We start from the raw sequence: 15849 nt of genomic DNA, 5'->3' as shown, positions 1-15849 counted from the left end.
GGACGATCTTTGCTTCCCAGCGAGGACCGCAGGCGTATCTTGCGCCGGTATTCGTTTCCAAATGGTAAAAAAATCCTCGCCGAAGGCATCTTTTGGAGCGTCAAAAGAGATTTTTGCCTTCGGCGAGGATTTAAAGCCATTTGGAAGCGGTGCTGATTATCCCAGCTCGGCCAAACGGTTCAGAGCGGCCTGAAGCTGGTCTGCTTCTTCCTGACGCGCATCAAGGTTGCTTTGGGCTTCGGCGACGACCTCCGCCGGGGCGGAGGCGGCGAATTTGGGGTTGTTCAGACGCCCCTTCAGACCACCGATTTCTTTACCCAGCTTGTCGAGCGACTTTTGCAGACGGGCTTTTTCCGTGTCGATGTCGATCAGCCCCGCAAGCGGGAGGCCGAAGCTCGCGCCCGGTGCGGCGATGGAGACGGTGCCTTTGGGGAAGCTCTCTGTCTTCTCAAGGGTTTCGACCCGCGCCAGACGTTTGATCATCGCCTCGTTGCGGTCCCATGCGGTTTGGCCGGCGTCGTCCATATCGGTATAAAGCATAGGCACTTTGAGCCCCGCAGGCACATGCATCTGTGCCCGTGCCGAACGGATGGATTCGATCAGGCCGATCACCCAGTTGAGTTCGCGGTCGGCATCGGCATCCAGCATCTCGGCGGTGCTGTAGGTCGGCCAGTCGCCATGCACCAGCATCTTGGAACGGGTCGCCGTGGTCTGCCACAGTTCTTCGGTGATGTAGGGCATGATCGGGTGGAGCAGCACAAGGCATTGATCCAGCACCCAATTCAGCGTCTGGCGAGTCTCGGCGGCCTCTGGCGCGTCGTCTTGCAGCAGGGGTTTGGAGAGTTCAACGTACCAGTCGCAGACCTTGCCCCAGACAAAGGCATAAAGCGCATTGGCCGCGTCGTTGAAACGGTAGTTGTCCAATGCGGCGTCGACCTCTTCGCGGACGCGGGCGGTTTCGCCGATGATCCATTTGTTCAGCGTGTGATAGACTTGGGTGTGGCTGGTATAGGTCACTGCCGCGACGCTGTCCTCGAACACGCCGTTCATCTCGGCGAAACGGTGGGCGTTCCACAGTTTGGTGCCGAAGTTGCGGTAGCCGGCGATGCGTGCGGTCGACAGTTTCAGGTCGCGCCCCATGGCGGCCATTGCCGTCAGGGTAAAGCGCACCGCATCCGCGCCGTATTCATCGATCAGGTCCAGTGGGTCCAGCACGTTGCCAAGCGATTTGGACATCTTTTTGCCCTTCTCGTCGCGCACCAGCGCGTGGACATAGACTGTATCAAACGGCTTTTGATCGACCACGGCGTATTGCATCATCATCATCCGGGCGACCCAGAAAAAGATAATGTCAAAGCCGGTGATCAGCACTGAAGTGGGGAAGTATTTCGCCAGCTCATCCGTCTGTTCGGGCCAGCCGAGCGTGCCGATGGGCCAAAGGCCCGAGGAGAACCACGTGTCGAGAACATCAGGGTCGCGGGTGAGCGTCTTGCCGGGGGCCATCGCCTGCGCTTCGGATTCGGTTGCCGCGCAGTATTCCTTGCCCTCGTCGTCGAACCACACAGGGATCTGGTGCCCCCACCATAATTGGCGCGAGATGCACCAGGGTTCGATGTTTTCCAGCCAGTTGAAATACACCTTGCGGTCCTGTTCGGGCAGGATCTGTACCTCGCCGTTGCGCACGGCGTCGATGGCGGGTTGCACGATCTTCGAGGTCTCGACAAACCATTGATCGGTCAGCATCGGTTCGATCACCACTTTCGACCGGTCGCCGAAAGGTTGCATGATCTTTTTGGGCTCGACCAGTGGGACCAGCGTCTCGTCCCGCTCTTCGCCGCCTTCTTCGGGGGCGAGGGGGGCTTTGACGGGTTTGCCAAGGCGTGGATCGGTTGGCGGCACCATGACGGCCAATCCTTCGGCGGTGATGTCGGCAATGACCTTGGTGCGCGCCTCGAACCGGTCGAGGCCGCGGTATGCGTCGGGGACGAGGTTGATTTCTGTCGCGTCCGCGGGCGCGTCTTCGCGGCCTTCAGCGATGGCGGCCGCGCGTGCGGCGGCGGCGTCATAGGGCAGGCCGTCGGCGCGCATGGCACCGCGGGTGTCCATCAGCGCGTAGAGCGGGATATTATTACGTTTGGCGACGCCGTAGTCGTTGAAGTCATGCGCGCCGGTGATCTTGACCGCGCCCGAGCCGAAATTCTTGTCGGGGTATTCGTCTGTGATGATCGGGATACGGCGGCGCTGCGCCTTAGGGCCGACGGGGATTTCACACAGCTTGCCAACGATCGGCGCATAGCGCTCGTCAGAGGTGTGAACCGCGACCGCGCCATCGCCCAGCATCGTTTCAGGGCGGGTCGTCGCGATAGAGATATAGTCGCGTTCCTCGGAAAGCGTCACGTTACCGTCTTCGTCTTTCTCGACATAGGTATAGGTCGCGCCATCGGCCAGCGGGTATTTGAAGTGCCACATGTGCCCGTCGACTTCGGTGGATTCGACTTCGAGGTCGGAAATCGCGGTCTCGAAATGCGGGTCCCAGTTGACCAGACGCTTGCCGCGATAGATCAGGCCCTTGTTGTACATATCCACGAAGACCTTGATCACGGCGTCGTGGAAGTTGCCTTCCTCGCCCGCCGGCGCGCCGGGGGCACCGGACATGGTAAAGGCGTTGCGCGACCAATCAAGCGAGGTGCCAAGGCGTTTGAGCTGGCCGATGATCGTGCCGCCGGACTTCTGCTTTTGCTCCCACACTTTGGCGGTGAAATCCTCGCGGGTGAAATCGGTGCGGCGTTTGCCGTCTTTGGCAAGTTCGCGTTCCACCACCATCTGCGTCGCGATACCGGCGTGGTCCTGACCGGGTTGCCAGAGCGTGTCAAAGCCGCGCATCCGGTGCCAGCGTACCAGAATATCCTGCAATGTATTGTTGAACGCATGGCCCATGTGCAGCGATCCTGTCACGTTGGGCGGCGGGATCATGACCGAAAAGGTTTCCTTGCGCGAGGCATTGGCACCGGCCTTGAAGGCACCGGACTCTTCCCATGCGGCATAGAGGCGGGCTTCGGCCTGGGCGGCGTCAAAATTCTTGTCGAGGGCCATGATCAGCGTCCTTCTATTCACGTAGCGCTTTGAGCTTTGGGATGATCTAGCCGAGCGGGGCGTAAAGGGGAAGGCTGGGGTGCCGAAAACTTGGCGTAGCAGCGCCAGCTTTCGCCCCGCATCGTATGGACATCGCCGGTTTGGCGCTTAAGGTCGGGCGCAACACCAAGATGATGATCAAAGGATGCCGCCAGATGGAAAAATTCGGGAAAAGCCAACCTGTCAAACGGGTCGAGGATGTGCGGTTTCTGACCGGCGAGGGGCGCTATGTGGATGACATCGCGCCAACCGACGCGCTGCATGCCTATTTCTTCCGCTCGCCCGTCGCACATGGGGTGATCACGACGCTGGATGTCACAGATGCGGCCGAGGCAGAGGGCGTGCATGCGGTGCTCACGATCGAGGATCTGGAAGCGGCGGGGATGGATATCTCTATGGCGGCGACCGTGTTGCAGAACCGCGATGGCACGGAAGGGGCCAAGCCCTTGCGCCCGATGCTCGCCAAGGGGCGCGTGCGCTTCGTGGGGGAGCCCGTCGCGGTGGTGATTGCCGAGACATTGAACCAGGCGCGCGACGCGGCGGAGCTGATCGCATTCGACGTTGACGATCTGCCCACCCATATGACGTTGGAACGGGGCGGAGAGATGCTGCACCCCGAAGCGCCGGACAACATGGCGTTCGACTGGGGCATGGGCGACGAGGCGGCGACGCAAAAGGCATTTGATGCCGCAGCGAAAACCGTCAGCCTTAACGTGGGCGACAACCGTATCATCGTCAACGCGATGGAGCCGCGCGGCTGCTATGCGGAATGGAACGACGGCAAGGTGCATCTTGCGAACAACGGGCAGGGCGTCTGGGTGCACAAGGGCAACCTCAAGCGCGTTTTCGGGCTGGATGATGACCATGTGCAGGTCACAAACCCGGACACAGGCGGCGGTTTCGGCATGAAGGCAGCGGCCTATCCCGAATATTTCTCGGTCGCGCAGGCGGCGCGGGCCTTGGGGCGTCCGGTGCGCTGGATGTCGGACCGGACCGAAGCCATGCTCAGCGACAATGGCGGGCGCGATCTGACGTCGCTTGCGGAATTCGCCTTTGACGAAAACAACAAGATCACGGCCTACCGCGTCCGCACCAAATGCAACCTCGGGGCCTATAACAGCCAGTTCGGCCAGCCCATCCAGGCGCTGCTGTTCAGCAAGGTCTTGATGGGTGTCTATGATGTGCAGACCACGTGGCTGCAGGTCGAAGGCTACTACACCAACACGGTGCAGACCGATGCCTATCGTGGTGCCGGCCGACCCGAGGCGATCTATGTGCTGGAGCGCTTGATGGACCGCGCCGCGCGCGAGTTGGGCATCGACCCGTGGGAGCTGCGCCGGATCAACTTTATCAAGCCCGAGCAGTTTCCCTATACCTCTGCCACAGGCGAGCTTTACGATGTGGGCGAATTCAACCGCTTGCTGACCCGCGTCGCCGTCGAGGCGGATCATGATGGCTTTGCAGCGCGCAAGGCGGCGGATGCGGCCAAGGGGCTGCTGCGCGGGCAGGGGCTTTGCTATTACATCGAAAGCATCCTTGGCGATCCGGCAGAGGGGGCCAAGGTCGCGTTCAACGAAGACGGCACCGTGTTCATCTATGTTGGCACTCAATCGAACGGGCAGGGGCATGAAACCGTCTATGCGCAATTCCTGTCGGATCAGACCGGGATCCCGGCTGAATTGATCCATGTCATTCAAGGCGATAGCGATCTGATCAAACAGGGCGGCGGGACCGGCGGCTCGCGCTCTGTCACCACGCAAAGCACGGCAACGCTGGCGACGGTGGCCAAGATGACCGAAGCTTTCACCGCCTTTCTGTCTGACGAAATGGGCGTGCCTGCGGCGCAGATCAGCTTTGACGACGAACGCTTCCGCGCGGACGGGTCGAACATGACCCCCACCATGCTGGAGGTCGCCGAGATGGCCCGCCAGAAAGGCCGCGACGATCTGCTGGTGCACCACGAACGGGCAACCCTACCGGGGCGCAGCTATCCCAACGGGGCGCATGTGTCAGAAGTTGTGATCGACCCCGAAACAGGCGTTGTGACCGTTGATCGCTATACGGTGGTGGATGATTTTGGCAATCTGATCAACCCGATGCTGGCCGAAGGTCAGGTGCATGGCGGGGTGGTGCAGGGCATCGGCCAAGCTATTCAGGAGCATGTGGTCTATGACGAAGACGGCCAGCTGCTGACGGCCTCTTTCATGGATTACGCGATCCCGCGCGCGGCGGATGTGCCGTTCGTGTCCTTCAACTCCGAACCCGTGCCATCTACGGCGAACCTGATGGGGATGAAGGGCTGTGGCGAGGCGGGAACCGTGGGCGCACTGGCGGCCGTGTCGAACGCGGTACAGGATGCCCTGTGGGAGCGTGGCGTGCGTCAGGCCGACATGCCGTTCACGCCGCATAAAGTCTGGGCCTTGCTGAACGACAGCGCCATCGCGGCAGAGTGAGTTTGGCATGTCTCGGGGCGCATCACCCGCCCCGAGACAGGGGGTTAGCCCGCGATCTTCATCACGATGCAGGTGGTTGAGCCGGTGGCATACAGCTTGCCATCCTCGACCCCGCGAATCTCGCCATGTGCGACACCGGTAGAACGACCCACGTGATCGGTCGTGCCGATGCAGTCGATCTGCATGCCCAAGGGGATCGAACGCAGAATGTTAATCTTGTATTCTAGGGTCGTATAAACCGACCCGCGCGGGACTTTGGTCATCACGGCGCAGGCCATCGCGGAATCGAGCAAGGTGCCGTACCAGCCCCCATGCACGGTCCCCATCGGGTTGGTCACGTTGAACTCGGGCGTGCCGCGAAATACCGCGCGGCCCTCGGACACGTCATGCAGCGCATAGCCCAAGGTGCCGCCAATGGGCGGGCCGGGGTTGGTGCCGTCCAGAATCTTTTGCATGAATTCCAACCCGCTGAGAGAGAGCGCTTCGGACTGGCTCAGCAAATCTTCGGGTGTTTCGGCGAGGCGTGGCATAAAAAATCTCCGGCAGTTGAATGCCGGAGAAGACTGTTCTGTTCTTGACCCAAGGGCAAGTTGTGCGGTGGTTTTACGCCACGTCGGACAACGATGTTTGCGCCGTCACCCCAAGGGCACGACAGACGGCGCGGGTCAGCTCGGGCCGGTTGAGCGTGTAGAAGTGCAGGTTCTCGACACCTTCCGACACCAGCTCGCTGCACATTTCGGTGCAGAGCGCGGTGGACAGCAGATCGTGGCGGTCATCGCGGATCGCGGCGGCATAGGCTTCGTCCAGTGCTGCAGGCACGCTGGCCCCGCAGCGGGTGGCAAAGTTGCGCGCCGATTTCCAGTTTGTCACCGGCATGATGCCCGGGGTGATCGTCTTGGTGATCCCCGCCGCGGCACAGGCGTCACGGAAGCGCAGGAATGTTTCGGTCTCAAAGAAGAACTGGGTGATCGCCTCGTCCGCGCCAGCGTCGAATTTGCGTTTCAGCCATTCGACGTTCTGCGCCTGATCATGGGATTCAGGGTGCGGTTCGGGGTAGGCCCCGACGCGCAGGGTGAACTTGCCGGTCTTTGCCAGCGCCTCGATCAGCTCGACACTGTCGGCAAAGCCGTCCGCGTGGGGCGTAAAGGTCGGCGCACCGTTTTCGGGATCCCCGCGCAGGGCGACAATATCGGTCACCCCGATCTCGGCAAAGCTGTCGGCGACCTCAAGCGTCTCGGCCTTGCTGGCCCCCACGCAGGTCAGATGCGCGGCAACCGGCAGGCCAGAGGTGCGGCGCAGCACATGAGCAGAATCATGGGTCAGGTCGCGGGTAGACCCGCCCGCGCCGTAGGTCACGGAAAAGAAACGTGGGGCCAGCGGTGCCAGGGCCTGCGCCGTGTCCCAAAGACGGAACGACGCGTCCACGGATTTGGGCGGGAAGACTTCGAATGAAACGGCGGGACTGGTCATTTTTACGATCCTGTTTTTAGCTTTCGTCTCTTGTCGCACAGATGCGGTTGTGAAACAAACTCATAACTTTCATTTTCAACATGAGGAACGCCTCATATGCATATCGAGTTCCGTCACCTGCGCACCATTCAGGCGATCCACGAAGCAGGCGGGCTGGCCCGCGCGGCAGAGACGATGAACATCACCCAATCAGCCCTGTCCCATCAGGTAAAGGGGTTGGAGGATCAGGCCGGCGTGGAACTGTTCGTGCGCCGGTCCAAGCCGCTGAAGCTGTCGCCCGCCGGGTTGCGGCTGCTCAAGCTGGCGCAGCAGGTCTTGCCGCAGCTTGAAGCAGCGCAGGCCGAATTCATGGGGCTGCGCGCGGGCAGCACAGGGCGCATGCATATCGCGATCGAATGTCACGCCTGTTTTGAATGGCTGTTCCCCGTGCTCGAACAATTCCGCAAAAGCTGGCCCGATGTGGATGTGGATATCCGCCCCGGTCTGGCCTTTGACGCCTTACCTGCCTTGCTGCGCGAAGAGGTCGATCTGGTGGTGTCTTCCGACCCCGAAGAGCTGCCGGGCGTAAAATTCGTCGAGCTGTTTGATTACAAGGCGGTCTTTGTCGCCTCCAGCACGCATCCCTTGGCGCAGAAGCCCTTTGTTGAAGCGGCGGATTTCAGGGGCGAGACGCTGATCACCTATCCGGTGGAACGGACCCGTCTGGATGTGTTCAGCCAGCTCTTGATCCCCGCCAAGGTCGAACCGCTGGCGATCCGGCAGGTGGAGCTTACGGCGGTGATCCTGCTGCTGGTCGCGTCGAACAGGGGCGTGTCGGTGCTGCCCGATTGGGTCGTGCGCGAGGTGAAATACAGCAATGATTACGTCACCCGTCCGCTGACCGAGAACGGCATCACCCGCAGGCTTTATGCGGCGGTGCGCGAGGATGATCTGGAGAAACCGTTTATGACCAAGCTCTTGGGGTTGGCAGGGGAAGAGGCGCGCAAACTGCAGCGGGCCTGATCGCTGCTGCCCTTAGCGGTGCAGCCGCGGGTCGAGCGCGAAGTCTTCCTGTACCACATCGTCGTAGTGATCGGCTGCCTTTTGGGCGTCAAAGATCAGGTTCCAGCTGTGCCGCGATACCGTTGACGGGATCAGCACAAACAGGTGATCGCGCAGCAGCGCGTCGCCAAATCCCTTTTGCCCCGCACCATGGGCACCGGGCACCAGCCAGTTCGGGTTGGGGACATCCGCGGCTTGCACCATATGCACCGTCGTCGGGTCGATCACACGGCCCGATGTCAGCACGTGATGTGCGGTGTCCAGCGCCTTGAACCCCTTATGCACCGCAACCTCGAGGATCGCGGTGGCAGGGTCGAGCGCGGTATAGACCGCCCGCACACCGCTGCTGTTCCAGCGTCCACCGACGCGGTAAGCCCCTTCGCCGCTGTGCCATGTGGGCGCATGCTGCCGCTGATCCAGCCGCCAAAACCGCAGCTCGCCCGTCCCAAGCGGCGGGGGCAAAGGGGTCAAGCGTAGACCCCGTACTCCATCCGGGTGAGCGCGTTTTCAACGGCTTCCGCCCCCGCTGCCGACGACAGCAGGTCAATTGGACGGCGGTTATCAAGGCCGATGGCAGGGGCCAGCATCCATGCCTCTGCGGCGTCCTGATCGCCCAAGACATCCGTCGCCTGTGCCAGCAGCTCGGCAAAGCGCCACGCACGGCTGCTTTGTTCGGGGGACAGGCGGTCCTTGCCCTTGTCGGCTTTCTTGCGCTGAAGCGTGCGCAGGCTCATCCCGATCGCCTTGTTCAGCGCATCGCCCGAGGACAACACCGACACGGTATCGACCAGATGCAGCAGCGCTTTCGAGGAAATGCCTTTGACGATCACATCATGCGCATCAAGCGAGTTGCGCACCGTCTGGTTGATCACCTTGCGCCCGCCCAGCAGATGAAAGGCACGCACGGCGTCCTCTGCATCCACGTCGATCAGGGGGATAGCACTGCTGTCGGATTGAAAGGCCGTCGCACCCATGGCTGAACTCCTTTTCGTCATGTGTCGTCAAATATATGACACGTGTCGCGATGTTTTTCAAGGGGCGGGGGGAGGCTCGCATTCATGCGATGAAGGGCAGGGGCGCGCACGCCCCCGCCGGTAGGGTGTTAGCCAACCTTGACGATGGCCTTGCCTTGGTTGCCACCGGTCAACAGGTCCATGAACGCTTGTGGCGCGTTTTCCAGACCCTCGGTAATGTCCTCTTTCACCGCGATGGTGCCGTCGGCGACCTTGGGGGCGACTTCCTTGAGGAACTTGGGGAAGTTGTTCCAGTGGTTCGAGATGATGAAGCCGTTCACGCTGAGGAAGTTCACAAGGATCGTGCGCCAGAGCTTCGGCGCGGTCAGCGCCTCTTCGGCGGCACCAGCACCCAGACCACCGGCGTTATACCAAGCGATCATACCGCAGATCGGGATACGCCCATGCGGGTTCATCATCGGGATCACGGCTTCAAGCACTTTGCCACCGACGTTTTCAAAATAGATGTCGATCCCCTTGGGGCAGGCGTCTTTCAACGCGGCGCGCAGGGATTTCGCGTCGTCATAAGCGCGGTGGTCGATGCATTCGTCAAAGCCAAAGTGTTCCTTGGCCATGGCGCATTTGTCCGCGCCGCCTGCAATGCCCACGACGCGCAGCCCGTGTGACTTGGCGATCTGGCCGACCATCGAGCCGACCGGACCCGTTGCCGCCGCGACGACGAGTGTTTCACCCTCCTTCGGGCGACCATATTCCATCAAACCTTGCCAGCCGGTAAATCCGGGCATGCCCAGAACACCAAGCGACGTGGTGATCGACACCTGATCCGGATCGACCTTGCGCAGTTGGTTCGCTGGCAGCACGCCATGTGTGGCCCAGCCCAACATCCCGAAGGCATGATCGCCGGGTTTGAAGTCGGGGCTGTTGGAGGCGATGACCTCCCCGACCGAACCGCCCTCCATCGTGCCGCCGACAGGCACCGGGGCCGCATAGGATTTCGCGTCGTCCATGCGGCCACGCATGTAGGGGTCAAGCGACATGTATTTCACACGGACCAGCACTTCGCCGTCGCCGGGGGTGGGTACGGGCCCTTCTTCAAGGCGGAAGTTATCGGCGGTCGGGGCCCCGTCAGGGCGCGACGCAAGCACAATTCGTTTCATCTGGTCGGACATTTTGCTTTCCTCCTTAGCAATGTTTCTGGCACGTTATATGGAAATCGAAGGCAAGCAAGGCAACCGCGCGCGCCACGTTGCGTCAGATGCCGCTGCCCCCTTGGCAAATGCGGCATGGGGGCTTATACGCACGGCCTGATCCATCAAAGGACACGGAAATATGGTTGGCAGTGCAAATCTAAACATCATGATCAAGGCGGCCCGCCGGGCGGGACGCGGGTTGGTCAAGGATTTCCGTGAGGTCGAGAACCTTCAGGTGTCCATGAAGGGAGCCGGCGACTTTGTCAGCCGCGCCGATATTCAGGCGGAAAAGACGCTCAAGGCAGAACTAATGGGCGCACGCCCGACCTATGGCTGGCTGGCCGAAGAGGGTGGCGAGGAAGAGGGGCAAGACCCCACACGCCGCTGGATCGTCGATCCGCTGGACGGGACAACAAACTTTTTGCACGGTCTGCCCCACTGGGCGGTCTCCATCGCGCTGGAGCATAAAGGCCAGATCGTTGCGGGCGTCGTCTTTGATCCCGCCAAGGACGAGATGTTCTTTGCCGAAAAAGGCACGGGTGCCTGGATGAACGAAGGCCGTTTGCGCGTCTCGGGCCGTTCGCGGATGATTGAATCGGTTTTTGCCACCGGTCTGCCCTTTGGCGGTCGCGGAGATTTGCCGGACACCCTGCGTGATCTGGGCCGCATCCTGCCTGTCTGCGCCGGTGTGCGTCGCTGGGGCTCTGCCGCGCTGGATCTGGCCTATGTGGCCGCCGGTCGCTATGACGGCTACTGGGAGCGCCGGTTGAACAAATGGGATCTGGCAGCGGGCATGTTGATCGTGCGCGAAGCAGGCGGCATGGTCGAGCCACTGAACCCCGAAGGCAACATTCTGGACGATGGCGAGATCGTCTGCGCCAATGAGGCGTTGTTCAGCGGATTTTCAAAAATCGCACGCGGGTGATCCTGTGGCCGAGGGCGGGATGCCTTCGGCGAGGATTTAAACCATTTGGAAGCGCCCGTCGGCTATTTGTCTGACGGGTGGTTGATCCCGTCGGTGTAGGGGATCGGTTCCTGTGTCCAGGGCGCGGCCCCGTCGATACACCCCAGATTGACGCCGCATTGCGCGGGGTCTGAACGACGCTGGTGGTACATGTAGATGCCACAGATCCTGCAGAAATAATGTTTCGCCGTATGGGTGCCCCAGGTGTAGAGCGTCAGATGCTCGGCCCCTTTGGTCACCTTGAGCGTGCTGGTGAGCGCCGTCACCGCCGGTGCCGCGCGGCGGCGGCAAAAGGAACAGGTGCAGCGTGTGGCAGAGGAGAGCCCCTCCGGCAGGGTGGCGGTCAGGGTGACGCTGCCGCAGTGACAGGTCGCGCTATGGGTGCTGGCGGTCATTTTCGTTTCACTTTTGGGATCCGGCTGGCGGAGGTGGGGTAGGTCGCTTGCGGGTGCGGCGGGTGGCCATCCGTGGCCGACCAGAAGCGCGGCCCGCCCAAGCGCAGCCACAGTGGAATGGTCAGTACCATGCCTACGATAAACCCGCCCGCGTGCGCCCAATAGGCGACGCCGCCCACGGTCGGGTCCGCCCCGACGCCACCGATAAACTGCATCCCCAGCCACAAGCCCAGCATGATCCATGCGGGGATCGGGAAGATGCGGAAGAACACGATAAAGATGATCAGGATGTCGACCTTGGCTTTGGGGTAAAGCAACAGATAGCCGCCCATCACCCCCGCAATCGCGCCCGATGCCCCGACTGTCGGGACCGGCGAATAGGGGGCAGAGATCACATGGGCCAGCGCCGAGAGCAGCCCGCAGGCGAGATAGAACAGCAGATAGCAGCCGTGGCCCATCTCGTCCTCTATATTGTCGCCAAAGATGTAGAGAAACAGCATGTTACCCGCGAGATGCATCCAGCCGCCATGCAGGAACATCGAGGTGAGGATGCCGGTATAGCCATCCCCCGTGGTGACGCGGCCGGGGATGAGCGCCCAGTCGAAGAAGAAGATATTGAGCGCGCGGTCGTCGCTGAAAAGCCCGACATAGCTGAGGAAAACGCCGATATTCACCGCCATCAGCAGATAGGTGACATAGGGCGTGCGGCCGGACGGGTTGTGATCGCGAATGGGGAACATGGGCTGACCCTTAGCCATTGCGCGGGTGTGGTCAAGGGCGGGCGTCGGAACGCCCGCCCATGTGGCAGATCAGCCGGCAGCCCCCAGCAGCTGCGCATTCCCGCCAGAGGCGGTGGTGTCAACGCAGACATGGCGTTCGGCGCGGACGCGGGCGGTATCTGGAAGCCCGCGCAGCAGCGGGATGATCGGCCCGTCGCGTTCAGATAGGGCTTGTTCCAGTTTGCGCGCGGTCGCCTCGTCACCCCACCAGAGCACACCACCATAGGCTGGCCCATCGGTCAGCGCGGTCGCGTCGATGCTGCCCGACAGCTCCACCGCATTCCCGCCAAGGGCCGTAACCGCGCGGGCTTGCTCGGCTGCGGTGTCCTTGCCCGGCCCCATGCACAAGAGCGCCGGACGCGGCAGGGTGCTGAGCCGGTTGGATTCGCCCGTGGGCCCCGGCAGCGTGATGGTTTCAAGGAAGGCCCCACTGTGGCCGGGCAGCTTGGGCAGGTCTTTCTGCGTGCTGTCCCATGTGTCTTCCACCACCTTGAGGTCAGGCGCGCTGAAACGCGGGAGGTAGTTCGGACCGCCCGCTTTCGGACCTGTACCCGACAGGCCTTCGCCGCCGAAGGGCTGGCTGCCGACAATCGCGCCGATCTGGTTGCGGTTGACGTATATGTTGCCCGCCTCGATCCGTTCAGAGACATGCTGCACCCGGTCATCGATGCGGGTGTGCAGCCCGAAGGTCAGCCCGTAGCCCGTGGCATTGATCGCGTCGATGACCTTGTCGAGCTCGGTCGCCTTGAACGTGGCGATGTGCAGGACGGGGCCGAAAATCTCGCGCTCCAGATCCGCGATCCCGTTCACGCGGATCATGGTCGGCGCGATGAAAGTGCCGACGGTTGGGGCGGTCAGCTCGGCGATGATCCGGCCCTCGGCGCGGGCGGTCTCGATATGCTCGGCGATGCCTTTTTGCGCGGTCTCGTCGATCACGGGGCCCACGTCGGTCGAGATGTCCCAAGGGTTGCCCATGACCAGAGCGTCCATCGCGCCTTCCAGCATCTCGATCACATCTTCGGCGATGTCTTCCTGGATATAGAGGCAGCGCAGGGCAGAGCAGCGTTGCCCGGCAGATTGGAAGGCGCTTTCGACAACCGATTGCACGGCCTGTTCGGGCAGGGCGGTGCTGTCAACGATCATGGCGTTCAGCCCCCCGGTTTCCGCGATCAGGATCGCACCGGGGTCACAATGTTCAGCCATCGCGGACCGGATGCGCAGCGCTGTGGCGGTAGATCCGGTGAAGGCCACGCCGTTGATCCGTTTGTCCGAGGTCAGCGCCGCGCCGACCTCGCCACCGCCGGGCAGCAATTGCAACGCGTGACGGGGCACGCCCGCATCATGCAGCAAGGTCACGGCAAGGAAGGCGATCAGCGGGGTCTGTTCCGCCGGCTTGGCCAGCACCGCATTGCCCGCAGCCAGTGCCGCGCTGACCTGCCCGCAGAAGATCGCCAGCGGGAAGTTCCACGGCGAGATGCAGGTAAAAATGCCAGCGGGGGGCGTGTTGGTCGCCTGCTGTGCGTAGTAGCGCAGGAAGTCCACCGCCTCGCGCAATTCTGCCACGCAGTCGGGCAGGCCTTTGCCGGCCTCGCGCGACAGCAGGGCGAAAATCTCGCCGTAGTGCGATTCCAGCATATCGGCTGCGCGCAACAGGACCTCGCGGCGTTCCTCTAGCGGGGCGTCCCAGACGGCGGCATTGTCCAACGCTTTGGCGACATCAGCCTCGGACGCATTGCGCACGGTGCCGGGGCTGCGGCCAGAGGCAGCAGGGTTCATCAGGCGTGCCGATTTCTTGGGCTTTGCCTCGCCGTTCAACAGTGGCACGGCGGCCCAACGGTGGGCTTTCCACGGCGCGCGGGCGGATTCGATCACGTCCAGCGTCGGCGTATGCATCAGATCGAATCCCATCGAGTTCACGCGCGCAGGGGCATAAAGCTCGGGCCCGGTGGGGATGTGCAAACCGCTTTCCGCGAGGCTATCGAAGGGGTCGGCAGCAACGACCTCGGGTGCGACGTCTTCGTCGACGATCTGGTTCACAAAGCTTGAGTTCGCGCCGTTTTCCAACAGGCGTCGCACAAGATAAGCCAGCAGATCGGCATGTGCGCCCACGGGGGCGTAAACGCGACAATGGGTGCCGTGCTTGTCCATCACGATGTTATGAAGGGTTTCGCCCATGCCGTGCAGACGTTGGAATTCGAACTTCTCTTTATCCTCGGCCATATGCAGTACGGCGGCGACCGTATGCGCGTTATGTGTGGCGAACTGCGGATAGATCCGGTCGGTCATGTTCAGCAGTTTGCGCGCGTTGGCGATATAGGACACATCGGTCGCGGCTTTTTGGGTGAAGACGGGGAAACCTTCGACACCTTTGACCTGTGCGCGTTTGATCTCGGTGTCCCAGTAGGCGCCTTTCACCAAGCGGACCATTATCTTGCGATCATGACGGATCGCCATGTCATACAGCGCATCGATCACCACACCAGCGCGGGGGCCATAGGCCTGCACCACGATGCCGAAACCATCCCAACCGGACAGCGCAGGTTCAGAGAGCACTTTTTCGATGACATCCAGCGACAGGCCCAGACGGTCGGCTTCCTCGGCGTCGACGTTCAGCCCCATGCCGGCGGATTTCGCCAGCAAGGCAAGCGCCCGCAGACGCGGCACCAGATCACGCATGACGGATGCTTCTTGCGCGACCTCATAACGCGGATGCAGGGCCGACAGCTTGACCGAGATGCCGGGGTTCTTGCGGCTGTCCTTGTGCACGCAGGCCGTCGCGATGGCAGAGATCGCGCGGCTGTAGCTTAGGTGATAGCGTTTGGCATCGCTTTCGGTGCGCGCGGCTTCGCCCAGCATGTCATAGCTATAGGTATAGCCCTTCTTCTCCATGCCCTTGGCGCGTTCCATCGCGGCGTTGATGTTCTCGCCCAGAACAAACTGGCGGCCCATTTCCTTCATCGCGCGGCTGACGGCGGTGCGGATCACCGGTTCGCCCAGACGTTTGATGGCTGCGCGCAGGTGGCGCACGGGGCCGGGTTGGTCATCGTCCAACACGCGACCGGTCAGCATCAGGGCCCATGTGGACGCGTTCACCAGCGGCGAGGTGGAGTGCCCCATATGGCGGCCCCAGTCAGAGGGCGCGATCTTGTCCTCGATCAAGGCGTCGATGGTCTCGGCGTCAGGCACACGCAGCAGCGCTTCGGCAAGGCACATCAGCGCGACGCCTTCGTCGGTGGACAGACCGTATTCGGCCAGAAACACTTCCATGATACCGGGGGAGGTATGGCCGCGGATATCGCGCACGATCTGCGCCGCGTCTTGCGTGATCTTGACCCGTTCCTCTGGCGACAGATGCGCATTGCGCACCAGTTCACGCAAGACGTTGTCTTGGTCGGTGTAGGTGCCTGCGTCAATCTGGTGGCGCAAAATAGGGGAAGAATCGCGTGCCATG

12 protein-coding genes are annotated in these 15849 nt (G+C 61.9%); 3 read left to right on the top strand and 9 right to left on the bottom strand.

The genetic code is table 11. The annotated features are described in order from the left end of the window. Positions 1-156 precede the first annotated feature (156 nt). Complete coding sequence (locus ABM428_RS12140) at positions 157-3093, bottom strand: valine--tRNA ligase (protein ID WP_353627973.1); 2937 nt, start codon at positions 3091-3093, stop codon at positions 157-159. Positions 3094-3287: 194 nt separating this feature from the next. Between ABM428_RS12140 and ABM428_RS12135 the strand changes: the two genes are divergently transcribed. Next, positions 3288-5585 (top strand): xanthine dehydrogenase family protein molybdopterin-binding subunit, encoded by a 2298-nt coding sequence (locus ABM428_RS12135; RefSeq protein WP_165934329.1) that lies wholly within the window; start codon positions 3288-3290, stop codon positions 5583-5585. Between the two features lie 44 nt (positions 5586-5629). Here ABM428_RS12135 and ABM428_RS12130 read toward each other — a convergent pair whose 3' ends face one another. Both ABM428_RS12130 and metF read right to left on the bottom strand, forming a co-directional pair. After that, complete coding sequence (locus ABM428_RS12130) at positions 5630-6115, bottom strand: PaaI family thioesterase (RefSeq protein WP_132997405.1); 486 nt, start codon at positions 6113-6115, stop codon at positions 5630-5632. Between the two features lie 73 nt (positions 6116-6188). Beyond that, positions 6189-7055, bottom strand: coding sequence for a methylenetetrahydrofolate reductase [NAD(P)H] (metF, locus tag ABM428_RS12125; protein ID WP_005849299.1), 867 nt, complete (start codon positions 7053-7055; stop codon positions 6189-6191). A gap of 96 nt (positions 7056-7151) precedes the next feature. Between metF and ABM428_RS12120 the strand changes: the two genes are divergently transcribed. Next, positions 7152-8057: a LysR family transcriptional regulator gene (locus ABM428_RS12120; protein WP_037963802.1), complete on the top strand. Its 906-nt coding sequence runs from the start codon at positions 7152-7154 to the stop codon at positions 8055-8057. Positions 8058-8069: 12 nt separating this feature from the next. Here ABM428_RS12120 and ABM428_RS12115 read toward each other — a convergent pair whose 3' ends face one another. The 3 genes from ABM428_RS12115 to ABM428_RS12105 form a co-directional block, all read right to left on the bottom strand. Beyond that, entirely contained in the window at positions 8070-8567 is a 498-nt protein-coding gene (locus ABM428_RS12115; protein ID WP_005849296.1) for an RES family NAD+ phosphorylase, read from the bottom strand. After that, a complete protein-coding gene (locus ABM428_RS12110; RefSeq protein WP_037963804.1) occupies positions 8564-9070 on the bottom strand; it encodes an antitoxin Xre/MbcA/ParS toxin-binding domain-containing protein in 507 nt (168 codons plus the stop codon). The genes ABM428_RS12115 and ABM428_RS12110 overlap by 4 nt, the downstream gene beginning before the upstream one ends. A gap of 128 nt (positions 9071-9198) precedes the next feature. Further along, entirely contained in the window at positions 9199-10239 is a 1041-nt protein-coding gene (locus ABM428_RS12105; protein ID WP_005849292.1) for an NADP-dependent oxidoreductase, read from the bottom strand. Between the two features lie 160 nt (positions 10240-10399). On the opposite strand from ABM428_RS12105, the gene ABM428_RS12100 reads away from it, so the two are divergent. Next, on the top strand, positions 10400-11185 hold the full coding sequence (locus ABM428_RS12100) for an inositol monophosphatase family protein (RefSeq protein ID WP_005849287.1): 786 nt from the start codon (positions 10400-10402) through the stop codon (positions 11183-11185). A 62-nt stretch (positions 11186-11247) separates the two neighbouring features. On the opposite strand, the gene ABM428_RS12095 is transcribed toward ABM428_RS12100, so the two are convergent. The 3 genes from ABM428_RS12095 to putA form a co-directional block, all read right to left on the bottom strand. Further along, entirely contained in the window at positions 11248-11619 is a 372-nt protein-coding gene (locus ABM428_RS12095) for a GFA family protein (protein WP_064216588.1), read from the bottom strand. Continuing rightward, positions 11616-12359: a rhomboid family intramembrane serine protease gene (locus ABM428_RS12090; protein WP_289081221.1), complete on the bottom strand. Its 744-nt coding sequence runs from the start codon at positions 12357-12359 to the stop codon at positions 11616-11618. Before ABM428_RS12090 ends, ABM428_RS12095 begins: the two co-directional genes overlap by 4 nt. A 69-nt stretch (positions 12360-12428) precedes the next feature. Further along, positions 12429-15848 (bottom strand): bifunctional proline dehydrogenase/L-glutamate gamma-semialdehyde dehydrogenase PutA, encoded by a 3420-nt coding sequence (gene putA, locus ABM428_RS12085; RefSeq protein WP_353627972.1) that lies wholly within the window; start codon positions 15846-15848, stop codon positions 12429-12431. Position 15849 lies beyond the last annotated feature (1 nt).

The sequence above is a fragment of the Sulfitobacter sp. TCYB15 genome, from assembly GCF_040435955.1.
In the GTDB taxonomy this organism is placed as follows: domain Bacteria; phylum Pseudomonadota; class Alphaproteobacteria; order Rhodobacterales; family Rhodobacteraceae; genus Sulfitobacter; species Sulfitobacter pontiacus.
Note: the sequence above shows the minus strand (reverse complement) of the source record. Positions and strands in the feature narration are given on the sequence as shown.